The 18,339-nt window shown below is 45.8% G+C and carries 17 protein-coding genes and 1 pseudogene; all 18 read right to left on the bottom strand.

What is annotated here, in order from left to right:
- Positions 1-2 precede the first annotated feature (2 nt).
- Positions 3-1,472 (bottom strand): nucleoside triphosphate pyrophosphohydrolase, encoded by a 1,470-nt coding sequence (gene mazG, locus MHB72_RS00370; protein WP_026578996.1) that lies wholly within the window; start codon positions 1,470-1,472, stop codon positions 3-5.
- The gene (locus MHB72_RS00365) at positions 1,462-3,054 is read right to left on the bottom strand and encodes a putative polysaccharide biosynthesis protein (RefSeq protein ID WP_216922108.1); all 1,593 of its coding nucleotides are present in this window, start codon (positions 3,052-3,054) and stop codon (positions 1,462-1,464) included. Before MHB72_RS00365 ends, mazG begins: the two co-directional genes overlap by 11 nt.
- Positions 3,055-3,278: 224 nt before the next feature.
- The gene (gene spoVT, locus MHB72_RS00360) at positions 3,279-3,815 is read right to left on the bottom strand and encodes a stage V sporulation protein T (protein WP_020449813.1); all 537 of its coding nucleotides are present in this window, start codon (positions 3,813-3,815) and stop codon (positions 3,279-3,281) included.
- 137 nt (positions 3,816-3,952) lie between these two features.
- Complete coding sequence (gene mfd, locus MHB72_RS00355; protein ID WP_025809571.1) at positions 3,953-7,486, bottom strand: transcription-repair coupling factor; 3,534 nt, start codon at positions 7,484-7,486, stop codon at positions 3,953-3,955.
- A gap of 64 nt (positions 7,487-7,550) precedes the next feature.
- Entirely contained in the window at positions 7,551-7,781 is a 231-nt protein-coding gene (locus MHB72_RS00350) for an anti-sigma-F factor Fin family protein (protein ID WP_003178210.1), read from the bottom strand.
- 56 nt (positions 7,782-7,837) lie between these two features.
- Entirely contained in the window at positions 7,838-8,404 is a 567-nt protein-coding gene (gene pth / locus MHB72_RS00345) for an aminoacyl-tRNA hydrolase (protein ID WP_020449811.1), read from the bottom strand.
- Between the two features lie 116 nt (positions 8,405-8,520).
- Entirely contained in the window at positions 8,521-9,147 is a 627-nt protein-coding gene (locus MHB72_RS00340; protein WP_020449810.1) for a 50S ribosomal protein L25/general stress protein Ctc, read from the bottom strand.
- A gap of 80 nt (positions 9,148-9,227) precedes the next feature.
- Complete coding sequence (locus MHB72_RS00335) at positions 9,228-10,178, bottom strand: ribose-phosphate diphosphokinase (protein ID WP_020449809.1); 951 nt, start codon at positions 10,176-10,178, stop codon at positions 9,228-9,230.
- Between the two features lie 20 nt (positions 10,179-10,198).
- Positions 10,199-11,569, bottom strand: coding sequence for a bifunctional UDP-N-acetylglucosamine diphosphorylase/glucosamine-1-phosphate N-acetyltransferase GlmU (glmU, locus tag MHB72_RS00330; protein WP_035337507.1), 1,371 nt, complete (start codon positions 11,567-11,569; stop codon positions 10,199-10,201).
- A gap of 301 nt (positions 11,570-11,870) precedes the next feature.
- Positions 11,871-12,164 carry a septation regulator SpoVG gene (gene spoVG, locus MHB72_RS00325; protein WP_003178198.1) on the bottom strand — a complete coding sequence of 98 codons (294 nt, stop codon included), beginning with the start codon at positions 12,162-12,164 and terminating at the stop codon, positions 11,871-11,873.
- A gap of 180 nt (positions 12,165-12,344) precedes the next feature.
- Entirely contained in the window at positions 12,345-12,722 is a 378-nt protein-coding gene (gene ridA, locus MHB72_RS00320; RefSeq protein WP_020449807.1) for a 2-iminobutanoate/2-iminopropanoate deaminase, read from the bottom strand.
- Positions 12,720-13,573: pseudogene (gene purR, locus MHB72_RS00315) on the bottom strand (pur operon repressor); the annotation flags it as partial. The gene ridA and the pseudogene purR, both read right to left, overlap by 3 nt.
- Before the next feature lie 56 nt (positions 13,574-13,629).
- Positions 13,630-14,499 (bottom strand): 4-(cytidine 5'-diphospho)-2-C-methyl-D-erythritol kinase, encoded by an 870-nt coding sequence (gene ispE, locus MHB72_RS00310; protein ID WP_025809574.1) that lies wholly within the window; start codon positions 14,497-14,499, stop codon positions 13,630-13,632.
- A 416-nt stretch (positions 14,500-14,915) separates the two neighbouring features.
- Positions 14,916-15,101 (bottom strand): small, acid-soluble spore protein, alpha/beta type, encoded by a 186-nt coding sequence (locus tag MHB72_RS00305; protein WP_003178189.1) that lies wholly within the window; start codon positions 15,099-15,101, stop codon positions 14,916-14,918.
- Positions 15,102-15,257: 156 nt separating this feature from the next.
- On the bottom strand, positions 15,258-15,518 hold the full coding sequence (gene veg, locus MHB72_RS00300) for a biofilm formation stimulator Veg (protein WP_003178187.1): 261 nt from the start codon (positions 15,516-15,518) through the stop codon (positions 15,258-15,260).
- A 224-nt stretch (positions 15,519-15,742) separates the two neighbouring features.
- Positions 15,743-16,624 (bottom strand): sporulation peptidase YabG, encoded by an 882-nt coding sequence (yabG, locus tag MHB72_RS00295; RefSeq protein ID WP_023855980.1) that lies wholly within the window; start codon positions 16,622-16,624, stop codon positions 15,743-15,745.
- 159 nt (positions 16,625-16,783) lie between these two features.
- Positions 16,784-17,662, bottom strand: coding sequence for a 16S rRNA (adenine(1518)-N(6)/adenine(1519)-N(6))-dimethyltransferase RsmA (gene rsmA / locus MHB72_RS00290; protein WP_020449803.1), 879 nt, complete (start codon positions 17,660-17,662; stop codon positions 16,784-16,786).
- On the bottom strand, positions 17,655-18,215 hold the full coding sequence (rnmV, locus tag MHB72_RS00285; RefSeq protein WP_020449802.1) for a ribonuclease M5: 561 nt from the start codon (positions 18,213-18,215) through the stop codon (positions 17,655-17,657). Before rnmV ends, rsmA begins: the two co-directional genes overlap by 8 nt.
- Positions 18,216-18,339: the final 124 nt, after the last annotated feature.

Below are 18,339 nucleotides of genomic sequence, written 5' to 3'. Positions count from 1 at the left end.
TGTCAGCTCCTTTCAATGTCTTTCGCTTCATTCCACAATTCGTCCATTTCTTCAAGCGTCATACTTTCCAGATCCTTGCCCATGCGCTTTGCAGATTGTTCAATATGCGTGAACCTTCTGTAAAACTTGGCATTTGTCATCGCAAGGGCTTCTTCCGGTTCAATTTTATAAAACCGGCCGATGTTGACGAGAGCGAATAAAAGGTCGCCGAACTCTTCTTTCATTTTTTTGCTGGACTGTTCGGCTTCGGAAATTTCTGAAGAAAATTCTTTCATTTCCTCGTGAACTTTATCCCAAATATCCTGGACATTCGACCAGTCGAATCCGGTCTTTGCCGCCTTTTTCTGAAGCTTGTTCGCTTTTGACAAAGCAGGCAGCGGCTTTGGAATGTCGTCGAGAAGGGATGGATCGTCCGCTTGTTTCTCCTGTTTCTTGATCTCTTCCCAGTTTACCATGACGTCGGCCTCATCACGAACAGATACTTCTCCGAAGACATGCGGATGCCTTCTGATCATTTTTGCCGTAATGCCGCGAATCACATCGTCAATTGTAAAAAGACCGTCATCCTCGCCGATCTGCGCATGCAGCAGAACTTGGAGCATCACATCGCCGAGCTCCTCAACAAGGTGGTCGGGATCTTCTTCATCAATCGCCTCGAGCACCTCATAGCATTCTTCAATTAAGTATTTTTTGAGCGATTCATGGGTTTGTTTCCGATCCCACGGGCAGCCGTCCGGTCCGCGCAGCTTCCTGATGACGCTGCGGAACATCGAAAATTCCTTGTACAGAACCTCCTCGTCTTTGACCGGCGGAACGTAGACGCTCGTTAAATTATTGATACCGACACTTCTGTCCAATTCGTAAAGAGGCACTGTCCGAATGTCTTGCATACTGCTTCCGGCCGCTGTGACAATGACGACTTCATAGTCATCAGGGAGCTTTTCCATCAACGTCAGTTTGACCTCTGATGCCGTCATTTGATCATATACCTGGCAAATAATCAAATGATGACGGAGCTCGACTTCGTCAGCGGAAAACCGGACGGCGTCGACAAACTGAAACCCGTCAATCGGATCGATCTGCAAAGCATTTAATGTCGCATCAATAAAGCTGTGGCCTCCCTCGACAACGACATCGGCCTGATGAGCGCCCCGCCTCTCAAGCAAAAGCTGAACCGTTTTTTCAGCGACGAACGGATGGCCCGGAACGGCATAGAGCACATCGCGCTGCTTCGCCTCCTCAAACAGCCGCTCTACGATCTCCTCGTAAACATCTTCGAATTGATCATGCTTTTCATAGACCTCATCAAAAAAATGAATCTCAGCTATTTCTTTTTTCAGGTCTTCTATTAACGGATGGTCTTTCGTCCTGACATAAAGAACCTCCGCTTGTGTGAGCCGTTTATATACACCGAGGGTTAATTGATTCATATCGCCTGCCCCCAGGCCGACTACCGTGATTTTACCGGCCATGCCTGCCGCCCCTTTCTCGTTTTAATGTCAGGAGCTTGCTGCCAAAAGGTACAAGCTCAAGTTCTTTTTCTGAAAACACGCGTAATGTGAAGATACCGGACAAAAAGACAATGCCGCCGACGAATACGGCGCTAAGACTTTCCGCCGCCGCGATCCATCTGTTTTCATGAGGTATGGCCGCTTCAAAAGCAAAAAGCCACACCGCCAGAGCGGCCGACATGATCACAGCCGACAGCAAAACTCCCGCTATCCTGTATTCCGGCAACTTGATCCAGCCTTTCCTTTTCAGCTGAAAAAAATTGAGTCCAGCGACAGCAGCGAATGACATCATAGTCGCAAAAGCGGCGCCGGAAATGCCGAAACCGGGGATCAGGAACTCGTTCAATACGGCTTTCACAAAAAAGCCGCAGCAGACGGAAACAGCTGGAAGACATGTATTGCCGAGTCCTTGCAAAACAGCAGTCATCGTGATCGCCAACGATGCAAACAGAATCGACACGCTGAAAATCTGCAGCGCAGCCGTTCCATCGCTGTTCTTAAACAGCATGACATTCACCGGCTCCAAAATGCATATCAGACCGGCGGCTGCTCCAGTGCCGATGACGAAGCTCATTTTTAGCGAATAACGGATCTTTTCCTCCAGAACCGCCGTTTCTCCATTTTTCTTCGCTTTTGTAAGGGACGGGACAAGAGCTGTCGCAATGCTCGCAGCAAAAACGGTTCCAAGCTGCAAAAGCGGCTGTCCTCTGTCATACACCCCTTTTGTATGTTTCGCCTGAAGTTCGTCCATTCCTTGTCCGGCCAGCAATGAATACAAGTTCATTGCGTCGACGAGCTGGATGAGAATCAGCATGAGGCCGGCCGTGCAAATCGTAACCGAGTACAGACACAGCTGTTTCAAAATATCGCCTGTACCGGCCTCTATCCCGGCGGCAGCGGGTTGCTTTTCACGCTTGGCCCAAAACACGGCGAGAATGAAAAACGCCGCAAGGCCGCCGACAAGGGAGCCAAAGGCAGCCCCTGCCCCGGCGTCATATAAGGAAAAGCCGTTTTTGACGAGCCACCACGTCAAAATGAGGATCGCCCCGACCCGGAGTGTCTGCTCTCCAATTTGAGAAAGTGCCGTCGGAAGCATCCGTTCGCCTCCTTGAAAATAGCCTCTAAGCAAAGACACGAGCGGCAGCAGCAAATAAGAAAACGACACGGCGCGGATCACCCCGGCAAGGGCGGGATCACCCATAAACCCTGCGATGGCTTCGGCTCCGGCAAACAAGAGAAGAAAAAAGCCAAGGCCCACGACCGACAAAAAAAACATAGACACCCGGAGAATTTTTGCCCGGTTTGCCGTCCCGTAATCATTCAACAACTTTGAAATGATGACCGGGAACCCGGAGGTGGCAAGCATCACAGATATTCCGATCATCGGATACACCTGCTGAAAAATATAAAAACCGACATCTCCAACTATATTTTGAAAAGGCACTCTATATACAGCGCTTAATATCTTTGATAATATCCCCGCCAATGATAAAACAAAGGCGCCTTGCCAAATCCATTGTCTTTGGCCTTTTAAAAACCCCATTCCTTTAAGCTCCTTCCAATGCGCTTTCTCTCAGCTTTCTAAAAAGCGCACGAAACGTGCTTATTATACCATATTCAAGACTCATACCCCGCCTGCAACTGTGAACTAAAAAAGAACAGCCCAAAAGGTGCTGTTCCAACTGCTGATGCTGATTCAAGCTGAGAAAAACGCTTTCGGCATTCCAGCTCGTTCGAGCAGGAATGTCAAAATAAAAGGAATGAGACCTATTGTTCCATTTGACGGGCCAAAAAACCAGCGGCGGTTTCAACCGCTTTATGTTCCACTTCTCCGATTGACTGGTCTTTCGAAAAAATGACAACCGCTCCGATCGGATCGCCGTTTGCAACAATCGGACCGACGGTATAAGAAGCAACCTCTTCGTCAATACCATCAATAAGCTGAATTGTCTTGGCGTCTCCTTCCAAAACAGAATTTCGCTGATCCATCGCCTTTTCGACCATGTCGCTGATCGATTTGTTTAAATAGTCTTTTTTAGACCCCCCGGATACTGCGATATACACATCCCGGTCGCAAATCAGCACGGAATGGCCCATGCTGTCATAAAGCGCATCAGCATACTCCTTTGCAAAGTCGCCGAGCTCGCTGATCGGAGAATATTTTTTTAAAATAACCTCCCCATCCCGGTCCACAAATATTTCCAAAGGGTCTCCTTCACGAATGCGCAAAGTTCTGCGGATTTCCTTCGGGATCACGACCCGGCCTAAATCATCAATTCGACGTACGATACCAGTTGCTTTCATCTCTGCTGCCTCTCTTTCATTTGATGATATATCTGGTGGATATAAACAGAGCTGTGTACTTATGTAACACTCTCCACTCTTGATTGGTTTTAGTATCCTTCACATCAAATGTAATATACGCGAGAAACAACAAATTTTTATGATGAAGCGATCGTTTGCTTTTTAACGTTTTGAAGGCCTTTCAATATTTCGAGAAGCGTTTCCAGCCACTCTTCCGGATTTCGGTTTTTCACTTGAATCGAAATTTTCAATTTCTTTCCTTCCATCCCGAGGCCGATCTGTCTGCCGTACTTACTGCCGAGTTCAAACAGTTTTTGGCCGTCTATTTCGGCACTAGCTTTTTCGTCAATCGTCAGTCTGACGGCGTCTTTATCCTGCTTGATCAGCTCGACGCGTTCGGTGATGGCATATACCTTCGCCTCTGCGATGGCGAATAAATATTCGACTTCTTTCGGGTATTCGCCGAAGCGGTCGATCATCTCGTCTTGAAGCTCGCTCTTTTCTTCAATGGTTGAAATCGCTCTGAACCGTTTATACATATCTATTTTTTGCTTGCCGTCTGTCACATAAGTCTGCGGAATATATGCGTCAAGCTCCAAATCGATTTCCGGTTCAAATTTTTCAGCTTGCGGTACATCTCCCTTGCGAGCTTCTATTGCTTCCTTGAGCATTTGCGAATATAAATCAAAACCGACAGAATCAATGAACCCGTGCTGCTGCGCACCTAAAAGGTTTCCGGCGCCGCGGATCGTTAAATCGCGCATCGCGATTTTAAATCCTGACCCGAGTTCTGTAAATTCTTTAATCGCCTGAAGCCTTTTTTCGGCCACTTCCGTAAGGACTTTGTCCTTCCGGTACGTAAAGTAAGCGTAAGCTACACGGTTTGAGCGCCCGACACGGCCCCTCAGCTGGTACAGCTGGGAAAGCCCCATCTTATCTGCGTCAAATACAATTAGGGTATTGACGTTTGGAATATCAACGCCCGTTTCAATAATCGTTGTGCTGACGAGCACATCCGATTCTCCCTCTAAGAAATTCAGCATGACCGATTCGAGTTCGTTTTCTGTCATCTTCCCATGGGCATACGTCACCTTGGCATCAGGCACAAGCATCGAGATTTCTTCCGCTTTTCTTTCAATATCCTCCACCCGGTTGTACAAGAAGTAAACCTGACCGCCCCTGGCCAGCTCGCGTTCTATCGCTTCTCTGACTAGGGCCCCGTTGTATTCGACAACGTACGTCTGTACAGGGAAGCGGTTTTCCGGAGGCGTTTCAATGACTGACAAATCTCTGACACCGAGCATGGACATATGAAGGGTTCGAGGTATCGGAGTTGCCGTTAACGTCAAAACGTCGACATTCGCTTTAATGCGTTTAATTTTTTCCTTGTGCGTGACACCAAACCTTTGTTCTTCATCGATGATAAGCAGTCCAAGATCTTTGTACACGACATCCTTGGACAACAGCCTGTGAGTGCCGATTACGATGTCAATCGTTCCGTTTTTTAAGCCCTTGATCGTTTCATTTGCTTCTTTTCTCGTCCGGAACCGGCTGAGCAAACCGATATTAATCGGGTAGTCCTGGAAACGTTCCAATATCGTTTCATAGTGCTGCTGTGCGAGGATCGTAGTCGGCACGAGGATCGCGACCTGTTTTCCGTCTGCAATCGCTTTAAAGGCGGCGCGGATCGCCACTTCCGTTTTGCCGTAGCCCACATCGCCGCAAAGGAGCCGATCCATCGGTCTTTCTTTTTCCATGTCTCTTTTAATCTCATGGATCGATCTCAGCTGGTCCTCTGTCTCCTGATAAGGAAATGCGGCTTCAAACTCACGCTGCATTTCATGGTCGGGAGAAAACGCGTAACCTTTGCTTGCTTCCCTTTCGGCATAAAGCTTGATCAAGTCATCGGCGATATCCTGGACAGAGCTTTCAACCTTTTTCTTAACCCGTTTCCATTCGCTTCCCCCGAGTTTATAAAGCTTCGGCTCTTTGCCTTCGGAACCGACGTATTTTTGCACCTGATCAATTTGGTCAACCGGTACGTAAAGCTTGTCGCTTCCCTGGTAGTGAATATTCAGGTAATCCTTATGAATGCCGTTGATCTCCAGCGTTTCAATCCCTAAATACTTTCCGATACCGTGGTTCACATGGACGACATAATCGCCGATCTGAAGCTCCGAGTAGCTTTTGATCCGTTCGGCATTGGTCAGTTTTTGTTTGCGCGCCTGCTTTTTGACACGCTTTTTAAACAGTTCTTCTTCGGTAATGACGGCCAGCTTGATCATCGGAAGTTCAAAGCCGGATTGAAGACCGCCTTCCATAATGTAAATCTGGCCTTGGGCAAGCGCTGCATCCTGGTCGGCCTGGGCGGCTTCGATCTCATAATCGGACAATACAGACGCAAGTTTTTCGACGCGTTCTTTGCTGTCCCCTAGAAAAACCGTTGTATATTTCGATTTCTTAAACCGTTCAATCTCATTTTTGAGCACATTCATTTGTCCGTGAAAGCTCTGCATTTGCTTGCTTGAAACATTGACGATGTTTTGCGGACTGGTGTGCTGCACATGCCTTAAAAACAGCGAGTAATACAAAATCGGGCGGGACTGTTTTGAAATGAGGCTGTGAAAAGGAAATGACATTGCTGTATCATGAAGGATTTTCCCTTCTTCCAGCAGGCTCGTAATCCATTCTGCCTCTTCCTTTTGAAGCTGGTCTTCCATTTCATGAATACGGCTGATCTCATCTAGTATCAGCAAAGTATTTTTCGGGAAATAATCTAGTAAACTAGCAGGCCTCTCATAGAAATAAGAAAGGTATTTAACCATTTCCTGGCCGATATGACCTTCCTTGAGCCGCTCTTTATCTTCCGCTATATTTTGATCGAGAATTTCCTTTTGTTTATCAAGCTTCAGCTTTTTAAGACTGTTGGCAAGACCTTTATCGATTTGTTCAAGCGCTCTTTGCCGATCTTCATCCCGCACGATCAGTTCCTTCGCAGGGCCGATCGTTACTTCATCGCGCGTTTCCAGTGAGCGCTGATCATCCGTATTGAATATACGAATCGAGTCAACTTCTGTATCAAACAATTCAATCCGGACAGGGTTTTCTTCGGTCAATGAATAGACATCGATAATCCCCCCGCGAATACTGAATTCGCCTGGAGCCGCCACCATATCCGTACGCTCATACCCCATTTGAACAAGCTTCTGAAGCAGCTGTTCCGGGTCGATGTCGCGCCCCGTCTCAATGCGAATCTGACTGTTTTGCCATACTTCGACAGGGGGCAGCATTCTTCTGACGGCTGCTGCCGGAGCAATAACGATAGGCGTTTCACCGCTTGCAAGCCGATTTAAGACATCAAGCCTTTGCGAGCGCAGCTCAGGGCTTGCCACCGCAATTTCAGAAGAAATCAATTCGTTGACAGGATATAATAGGACAGGCTGATCTTTTATCAGCCCTGTCAAGTCATCTGTAATTTTTTGAGCCTGATAAAGGTTATGCGTAATTAAAAATACCGGCCGTCTCGTTTCTTTTGTAAGAGCGGCTGTAAATAACGACCGGGCAGATCCGGAGAGCCCCGCAAGCAGCTGTTCCTTCAGCCCTTCGTTCAAGCCGTTGACGATGGATTTAAAATCATCGCTTTTTGTGATATAGGATTGAATATTGTTCAAATGAGCCCCTCCTCTCTTCCTCAAATAGAAAAATGCTTTGGTCTAGTCTCTACACCAAAGCTATTTATTGAATAAACGAATGATATTGGTGATAATCCGGGTTTCGCTCAAGCGCTTCTTGACAATCTTCACATATCGTCTTCACGTGTAAATCCCCATTATCCATATAAGAAATCATATCGTTTCTTTCATCGTTTGTTAAGTGGTTAAAGCCTAACTGTTCACTGTTTACATAAGAATGATCAAGACTTCCGACTTTAACGCCGCAATGCCGGCAATAATAATGTAAAGCCATAAAGGAACCTCCATACCGAGTCTTTTTAAAACTAGTATGTTCCGTTCCCTTCTGCCTTATACCTTAGCATTAAATTCATTCATGACTTCTAAAAAAGGTTTTTCCAGAGAAGCTTCACAGGCCTTGGCCGATTGTCTGACGGCCTCTTGTATCACCGGCTCTTCTTCATCTGTAAAAGCGCCAAGCACATAATCGACGATTTTCATGCCGTTGACCGGACGGCCGATTCCGATTCTGATCCGGTTAAACTCAGTTGTTCCCAGATGCTGAATCATCGATTTGATGCCGTTATGGCCTCCTGCGCTTCCTTTCGTCCTCAGACGGATTCTTCCGGTCGGAAGATCCAAGTCATCGTAAATCACTTTCAAATTGTCAACAGGGATCTCATAATAGTCCAAAAGCGGCCTCAAACATTCTCCCGATAAATTCATATATGTAAGCGGCTTAACAAGTAGAACCTTTTTGCCGGAAACAAATCCGATTCCGTATTGACCGTTGAACTTTGTTTTATCAAGCGGAATGTTCCACTCTTTTGAAAGCTCATCGATCGTCATAAATCCTACATTATGTCTCGTATTTTCATATGTTTTACCCGGATTGCCCAATCCTGCAAACACAAGCATTATTCTATATCCTCCCTTAAGCAAAACCCTGCCTCAGCATACTGAGGGGGAGCATCCTAATTTCCCCTCATTCTAGCACAAAAGACGTAACCGCGGGAGGATTACGTCTTACGTACTTATTCTTCTTTTTCCTCTTCAGTGCCTTTTTCTGGTTCCTCAACGTCTTGAGCGGCTGATTCGGCTTCCGTTTCTTCCTGCTTTTGAGGAGGAAGAATGGATGCAACAACTTCATCAGGCTCATGGTTGTATGAATAATCGCCTTTAGACGGAATATCGCCGACGGTTAGAACATCGTTGACTTCGAGACTGGAAATATCGACCTCGATCGTTTGCGGAATGTTCTTCGGCTTCGCTGTGACAGACAGCTCGTAAAGCGGCTGCTGAAGAACACCGCCCTGTTTAATCCCCTCTGCTTCACCCGTAAGGTTTACAGGAACCGTCGCCTCCATTTCCGCTTCCATATCAACCACTTTAAAATCGGCATGTACAATTGAATCTTTTAATGGATCCGTCTGCAGCTCAGTCACCATAACAGAGTGCTGGTCTCCGTTTATATCCAAGTTGATAATCGTATTTTTGCCCTCAGCTCGCAAAATTTTTAAAAGCTCAATACTGTCTAACGCAACGGATTTGTTTTCCAGGTTTCTTCCGTAAATGACACCCGGCACATACCCGGATTGCCGGATCTTTCTTAAAGAAGACCGTCTGGAATCCGTTCTTTCTTCCGCTTTTAAAATTGCCATGTTCAGCACCATCCTATCGTTAGATTGGTCTTTCTAAAACCATACCCATAACGACAAAACTTTAAACCAGAATCAGCAAATTAATCGAACAGGAAGCTGACAGATTGTTTTTCATGCACACGAATAATCGCTTCTGCCAGAAGCGGTGCAACAGAAAGCTGCTTGAACTTCGCGATTTTCTTTTCTTCAGGAAGCTCAATGCTGTTGGTCACAACGAGCTCTTTAATTTTCGAATTGTCGATTCTTTCGATCGCCGGACCGGAAAGAACCGGATGTGTACAGCATGCATACACTTCCTCTGCGCCGCTTTCGACGAGCGCATTAGCCGCAAGCGTAATCGTTCCTGCCGTATCAATAATATCATCAATTAAAATGGCTGTTTTCCCTTCAATATGTCCGATGATATTCATAACCTCGGCTACATTCGGCTTAGGTCGGCGTTTATCGATAATCGCAATCGGCGCTTTCAAGCGGTCCGCCAATTTGCGGGCACGCGTCACACCGCCGTGGTCAGGGGACACGATCACGACATCCTTGAAATTTTTCTCTTCAAAATAATTACCTAAAATCGGAACACCCATTAAATGATCGATCGGTATATCAAAGAAACCTTGGATTTGCGGCGCGTGAAGATCAAGTGCAATCACACGGGTAGCTCCGGCGGTTTCCAGCAGGTTTGCCACCAGTTTGGCTGTGATCGGCTCACGGGAACGGGCTTTACGGTCCTGACGGGCATAGCCGTAGTAAGGCATCACGATATTAATCGTTTTCGCCGATGCGCGTTTCAGCGCATCCACCATAATCAAAAGCTCCATAATATGCTCGTTCACCGGTGCGCTTGTCGATTGGATGACATAGCAGTCGCAGCCGCGGATGCTTTCTTCAATATTAATTTGAACCTCACCGTCGCTAAAGCGTTTAACAGAACTCTTCCCCAGCTCAACTCCGACGATATCTGCGATTTCCTTCGCAAGACCCGGATTTGAGTTTAAAGAAAAAATCTTCAAATTGTCGTCTTCATATTTAGACATGGTAAACCTCCGATTTAGGATTATTTTTTGTGTATGTTCTCAGCGTAGTCTTCTTTGTTGACTTGTCTTGCTCTGGCAATAGACAAAGCCCTGCCTGGTACATCGTCGGTAATCGTTGAACCCGCAGCTACGTATGCGCCTTCGCCGATTGTCACCGGAGCGACCAAATTGGAGTTGCAGCCGATAAATGCCCCATTTTCAATCTTCGTTTTGAACTTATGTTTCCCATCATAATTTACGGTAATCGACCCGCAGCCGAGATTGACATCCGTTCCGATTTCCGCGTCCCCTATGTAGCTTAAATGAGATGCTTTGCTGCGATCACCAAATTCCGATTTTTTCACTTCGACGAAATTCCCGATCCTTACCTCATTGCCGATCTTTGAATCGGGTCTGATATGAGCAAACGGTCCAATTGTAACATCGTCACCGACTTCACTGTTCACGACAACGGACTGCTTAATAACCGTTCTGCTGCCGATCGTACTGTTTTCGAGTTCGCTGTTCTGTCCGATGACCGCGTCCTCACCGATGACAACCCGCCCTTTAATAACGGTGCCGGGATAAATCACGGTATCTCTGCCGATGACGGCTTCCGGTGAAATATATGTGTTGTCGGGGTCGATTAAGCTTACGCCGTTTCGCATGTGGCGTTTATTGATCCGCTGCTTCATATAAATTTCCGCTTGTGAAAGGGCGACTCTGTCATTGACTCCGAGCGTTTCCTGGAAGTTGCCAGTCTGATAAGCGGCTACAGTTTCACCTTGATTTTTCAAGATCTCAATGACATCCGGAAGATAATATTCCCCTTGTACGTTGTCATTGGAAACCTGCTCGATCGTTTGAAAAAGAGCTTCGTTGTCAAAACAATAAGTTCCTGTGTTAATTTCTTTGACAAGTCTTTCCTCGTCTGTTGCATCTTTATGTTCGACAATTTTTGCAACATCGCCGTTTTCATTGCGAATAATGCGTCCGTAGCCTGTCGGATCCTCCGCTACAGCGGTTAAAATCGTCACTTTTGCTGCTTTTTTCTGGTGCTCATTGAGCATGGCTTCCATCGTTTCGGCAGTTAAAAGCGGTGTATCTCCGCAAATGACGATAGTCGTTCCTTTTTCGCTTCCAAGAATCGACTTGGCCTGCTTAACGGCATGGGCTGTTCCGAGCTGTTCAGCCTGCAGGGCATATTCGCTTTTTTCCCCGAGCTGTTTTTTGACATCTTCGGCTCCATGTCCAACTATTGTGACAAGTTTTTCTAATGATAGCTTGCGAGCTTCGTCGACAACATGCTCGACCATAGGTTTTCCGCAAACCGGATGAAGAACTTTATAAAGCTTTGATTTCATTCTTGTTCCTTGACCAGCTGCTAACACAACTGCAAACCGCTTATCCATGTATTGGCCTCCATTATCCCTATTATCCATAGAAAAATATATCCTAAATATGAGTTGATTTCAAGCAAGCCAAAATGAGAAATCAGAAAATCAAGACAGCATATTTTGGATATTCAGAGTATATTTAGGATTCACTGATCAGGGAGACAAATTGATTCCTTCGGGATGGGATTCTCAAACCGCCATATGTTTTACCTCCTGTTTCTGTTATACGCAATCACAAACCATATATTGTCATTTTATTATGATAAGATTATTTTTTTTCAAAACAAAAAGGGCTTATCCATAAGCCCTTCTTTTTTTAAGAAGCTCCAGCTTCTTCATATTCTATTTCCTCAACGTCACCCAAACGATGATATTCATTTAACACCGCGTCCTGAATTTTTCCGCGGGTGCTTGAGTTGATTGGATGAGCGATATCACGAAATTCTCCATCAGGTGTACGCTTACTTGGCATCGCAACGAAAAGACCATTGTTTCCATCAATTACACGAATATCATGCACTACAAATTCGTGATCCAGCGTGATGGATGCAATCGCTCTCATGCGACCATCGGTATTCACGCGGCGTAATCTTACGTCGGTAACTTCCACAGTAGTTCACCACCTTTTCCCAATATAAAAACATTAGTGTAACTATTCAACGGTTTTTTTTGTTTTCCTGCATAATTAAAAATATTTTTGTAATATTGGGATAAAAAAACACTGAATTGACAAATTTTCCAAACAAAAAAGATGATTTTGGAGACCAAAACCATCTTTTCGGAGTTTTTTCTATTTTACTAATGCGACGACTTCTATTTCAACGAGCGCGTCTTTCGGCAGCCTTGCCACCTCAACACATGATCTCGCCGGTTTGTGGGTATCGAAGTACTGTCCGTAAACTTCATTCACCTCTGCGAACTGATTCATATCCGCCAAAAACACAGTTGCTTTGACGACAGTCTCCAGAGAGGCGTTCGCTTCTTTCAGCACGGCTTTTAAATTGCGGAAAACTTGATGCGTCTGTTCTGTGATGTCTCCAGTCACCATTTCACCCGACGGGGTCAGTGGAATTTGCCCTGAACTGTAAAACATATTATTGACAACAATTCCTTGTGAATACGGTCCGATCGCCGCCGGTGCTTCTTTTGTCTGAACAACCTTTGTCATCTCAAACTCCCCATTTCCTATTCATTGTCTGCAAAAAAACGCTGAAAGTTTCCGTTTTGGATTTCCACCTTTTTTTCCTTCATATCAATTTCAGAAAGAGTCAAAAGGGACATGTACTCATCGACCAGCCGCTCCTTGACTCCCTGAGCCTCCACAAGAACACCGATGCCTGCTACATGGGCATTGAATTCCTCGAGAAGATTGATCATACCGTTGATCGTTCCTCCCGCTTTCATAAAGTCGTCTATAATCAAAACGCGCGAGCCCGTCTGCAAGTTGCGTTTTGCAAGAGACATCGTCTGAATGCGGTTGGAAGATCCAGACACATAGTTAATGCTGACCGTTGAACCTTCAGTTACCTTATTGTCTTTTCTGACGACCACCGTCGGCACATCAAGGTAGCTGGCTACCGCATATGCCAGAGGAATTCCTTTTGTCGCCACCGTCATCACGACATCGATCTCCCTGTCTGAAAAAGCTGAAGCAAAAATCTTGCCGGCCTTCGTTAATACAGAGGGCTTGCCAAGGATATCGGTTAAATACAAATATCCGCCGGGCAATATCCGTTCCGAATCGATCAATGACTCACCGAGCGACTTTACAAATTCCTCCGCTTCATCGCGTTTTACCTTTGGAATGTATTTAACGCCGCCTGCTGCTCCCGGCACGGTCTGAAGCGTCCCGATCCCCTGCTGCTCGAAGGTCTGCTTAATAATGGTTAAATCTTCACTAATGGATGATTTAGCAGATTGATACCGTTCTGAAAAGAAGGTTAATGGCACTAAGACATGCGGATGGGTCAACAAATAATTTGTCAGATCCACCAATCTGCCGCTTCGACGAAACTTCATGCACTTACCTCCAAAATCCGAATATTTTTAAAAATAATATAACTTAACATACGGATTTAATCAAGTTCATTTTGTTCTCCGATCATCCGCACCGCATAAACCTGATCGCAAAACCCTCTTAATCCGTTATAGATTCTTTGTACTTTTGATTCGTATTGAACCAATCCGAACACAGTGGGGCCGCTCCCGCTCATCAGCACAGCATCGGCGCCAAACCGCTTCATTTGATTTTTGATCATCGCGACTTCGGGATGCATATTCAATGTAACAGATTCGAGAACATTGCCGAGTTTGTCGCACATTTTTTGAAAATTCTTCTCTTCGATCGCAGAAATCATACCTTGAACATCCGGATGTTCAATCTCATCGACTTTCAGCTGCTTGTACACTTCTGCAGTTGATACGCCGATCGTCGGCTTTGCCAGCACAACCCAGCAGTGCGGCGGAGTCTCGATATGACGGATTTTCTCTCCTCTTCCCGTTGCAAGAGCCGTTCCTCCATGTACGCAAAAGGAGACATCAGATCCGATCTCAGCGCCAAGCTCAGCCAGTTCATTCATCGAAAGCTTCAAATCCCACAGCCGGTTCAGCCCTCTGAAGACGGCAGCCGCATCGCTGCTTCCTCCCGCAAGCCCCGCAGCAACGGGAATCACTTTCGTAATAAATATAGAAACACCTTTTTTAATGCCGTATCGTTCTTTCATGAGCATTGCAGCCTGATAAGCAAGGTTTCGCTGATCGTCGGGAACAAAGCGGTTATGCGAGGAAACCGTTACTTTATCTTCTGCCAGCTCGGTTAATTCAATCCGATCCGCCAAATCAATTGTCGTCATGACCATCTCTACTTCATGATACCCATCTGGACGTTTGCGGCGAACGTCGAGCGACAAATTAATTTTAGCCGGCGCCTTCTCTAAAATACGCAATCCATTCACCTACTTCTCCATCTAAACATAAGTATCCACATTGTAACATATTTTGAAGTACAGGACGTACAAATGCATGCGTTGCGGCAGGACGCCGCGCCTTTAGCATGCGGCCATCCTTACAAGTACAAATGCATGCGCCCGCGCAGGACGCCGCGCCTTTAGCATGCGGTCATCCTTACAAGTACAAATGCATGCGCCCGCGCAAGACGCCGCGCCTTTAGCATGCGGTCATTTTCCATACAAGTACAAATGCATGCGCCCGTGCAGGACACCGCGCTCTTAGCATGCGGTCATTCCCGCAGATCGCGATTGCCCCCTTCAGCGAATCCTCAAGGCGTTTGCAGCACCTGATCGGCTGAATGCAGATCAATGAAAAAAACGGAGGACAGAAGCGCCCTCCGTATGTCACTGTTTTAATGATTTTGCTGGTTTTGAGCCATATGCTGTTCGGCTAATTCAATGGCCCTCTTCACCATGTTACCGGCGTCTCTGGCCCGAATTCCGCCCCAGCCCTCGGTTTTTACCGTGTCGTAAAATCCAAGATCCTTAGCCAATTCATTTTTGAATTCCTCTGACATGATGCTTCGACGTCTGCCCATGCGAAACAGCCCCTTTCAAGTATCATACCATCCGTCTGACTCATCATAAAACAAGTGACATGTATTAGCTTTGCTCGATTTGTGCAGAACTTCCCCGAAAAATTCTGGATAAAAAAAGGCAAAACAAAAAGCAGCAAACATAAAGTCCGCTGCTTATTAAAGGGCTACTGAGCTGGTTTTATCATCAGAAAATCTCAATTCAACCGTCTCAGTAAGAATATCCGCATAACTGTATGAAACTCTTTCAAACGAATTCTCGTCTTGGTCTAGTTGTATCACAAAAACAGAAGGGTACGTCTCAGCTAAAATGCCCGAACGCTCAATCGTTTTTCGGCGGCCACCGTTTGCTTTTAACGTCAGCCTTTTTCCCAAATGTCCATCAAGCGATCTTTTAATATCGGACAACGTTTTCGCCATTGCATCCACCTCACTATATTCAGTATACACCAGAAGCCCATTTTTGTCAAATAAAATTTAAATTATATCAACGTTCATAAGCCTCTGTCAATAAAATATTTGTGACAAATTATACGCCGACTTTCCCTTATTTTCCTCATTTTTCGTTTCATTATGTATGTTTTTTTAAAAAAAGGTAAAAACATTCGGCTGTATGGCAAAAACCCGCCATCCGGCGGGCTCGTTTAATCGTTTTCTTTTGTTTTATATGGCATTCCGATTCGCAATACGCCTCGCGTCTCAATGCCTCCGAGTCCCTTTTCCCTCGTCAGGGTGTTTCTGAGCACTTCCCAGACGTTAATGCGGTCCATAAACGGTGTGAAGCTGATTTTTGCGACTATATAGACCGGATCAAGCGCATGGATGTTGACTCTTGACGGAGAGCTTGCAAAATTTGCACCGGCTCTGATCAGTGATTCAAAATGGGACTGGCATGCGCCTGCAAAAATGACAAGCTGATCAAGATGGGGAATTTTTTTTCTCGCTTTTTGAACGGTTTCGATAAAATCTTTTGAATGCCTGTAGGCATCCAGATTGTTAATATCACCCTTCTGCTTAGAATAGGCATCGTGTCCGGTGATGACGAGAAGATCCGGGCGGTACTCATCGATCAGTTCCTCGATGACCGATGACATTTTCTTTTCATAACAATGAATGCCGTATACAGGAACCCCGATCTTTTCATAGAGCGCCAGACATTTTTTTAAATAAGCCGAATCCCCGTCTAAATGAAGGACTCTTCCAGGCATATGAAAGTACTGCTGTTGATTGTTATATTGGTTTGTGGCGCGGTACTCATGTTTATTGTGAAGGAGTTTGTAATCCTGGCGGAGAAGATCGAGGGATTCCTTCATTCTCGATTCTTCTTCCCGCTTTCTCATCTGCCGCTCAGCCTCGCGGACCATCTCCAAGTCCGTTAAATATGCGTCAGCGATTAATCTGACCTCATCTCCGTGCAAAACGGCCACAGGTTCTCCATTTGCCGATTGATCAATTCGTATAATTCGAAATAAGATATCTCTTCGATAAGATTTTCTGACGACCATATCGCCTATTTTAAATTGCATGCTTTTCACTCCACACATAGACTAAGCCCCATCCTGATGAATATAAAGCAATGAAAAGTAAAGGTGCTTCTTTAGCCTATGTGCCCGCCCTTCAAGTGGTGAACGGATGACAAGCCTGATCAGGCTTAAAGCCCGGCTTCAAATAAAAAAAGCCCTCCATTAAAGAAGGACTGCTCTCAAGCGGTCAGATAAGACGGCGAACTCTTCAATGCTCAGCGATTCTCCGCGTCGTTTTCCGTCGATTTGTGAATCCTGAAGCGCTCTTTCAATTTTTGATTTATTCTCTTTGCCATTCGGCAGGTTGTTAACGAGGTTGTTGAAAAGCGTTTTTCGGCGCTGTGCAAAGCTGGATTTTACGACTTGAAAGAAAAAGGCTTCATCTTGAACCGCGACAGCCGGTTCTCCCCTCAGCGTCAGCCTGATGACCGCGGAATCCACGTTAGGCTGAGGGACAAATACAGTCTTTGGCACATTCATGACCGTTTTGGCTTCGGTATAAAACTGAACCGCGATGGAAAGGGACCCGTATTCCTTTGTAGAAGGTTTCGCAGCCATTCGGTCCGCCACCTCTTTTTGAAGCATGACGACGATCCCTTTCAGCGGCAGATTTTCTTCTAAAAGCTTCATGATGATCGGAGTCGTGACGTAATACGGGAGGTTGGCGACAACCATCACCTCATCGCAGTCTTGAAACTGCTCGTCCATTACCGCCCGGACATCGGCTTTCAGGACATCCTGGTGAATGACAGTCACATTATCATACGGAGAAAGCGTATCTTTTAAAATCGGCAGGAGCCTTTGGTCGATTTCGAAGGCCGTCACTTTCTTCGCACGCTTTGCCAGCTGCTCGGTCAATGCCCCGATCCCCGGACCGATTTCAATCACGCCGGTACGCTCCGTCACTCCCGCATGGTCGACAATTCTGTCCAATATGTTCGTATCAATCAAGAAGTTCTGCCCCAGGCTTTTTTTGAATGAAAATCCGTATTTATTGAGAATTTCCTTAGTTCTAATTGGGGTGGCGATATCTTTATTCATGCTCTTCCTCCCGCAGCACAACATCCAGTGCGCTTAAATAATCACTCTTTTTGATCTGAAACATTTGCAGCCGCTTTTGAAGCTGTTTCCCATTTGTATAGCCGATATTCAATATCTCGCCGAGCCGCTCCCGCCTTTGTTTTGCCAGAGGGCCCCCGATCAGGCCGGCTTCGATTAAATCCCGAGCCTCAATCTCAGGTTCCGTCGCCTCCATTTCCTCCTGAACGGTTTTTAAGCATTCGCGGATTGCCTCAAGCGAAGCATGTTCAACACCGATTCCGCGCTTATTTTTAGGCTTTGCCAAATGCTTGGGTAAAAATGCATGCTTGCAGCCGGGGACTTTTTCTGCAATCGTTTTTCTGATTTTTTCCCCCGGGAAATCAGGATCGGTTAAAATAATGACCCCGCGCGTTTCCTGGGCAAGCCTAATCCGTTTGATGACGTCTTCCCCTATGGCAGATCCGTTCGTTTCAATCGTATCAGCATCAACAGCCGATTTGATTTTTGCTGTGTCATCACGGCCTTCGACAACAATAATTTCTTTAATCTTCATTTCTTCCTCCGTATAGTGAAAAACCTTTTATTACATTTTTAAAATTATTGAAACCTTTTTGTAATAAAACCGTCTAATTAATTAGAAAACAAGATGGATCTATTATAACCAAAAAAACAGAGGG

This window comes from Bacillus sp. FSL K6-1284, from assembly GCF_038002625.1.
Classification (GTDB): domain Bacteria; phylum Bacillota; class Bacilli; order Bacillales; family Bacillaceae; genus Bacillus; species Bacillus paralicheniformis.
The sequence above is the reverse complement of the archived record's forward strand: the minus strand, read 5'-3'. Positions and strand labels throughout refer to the sequence as shown.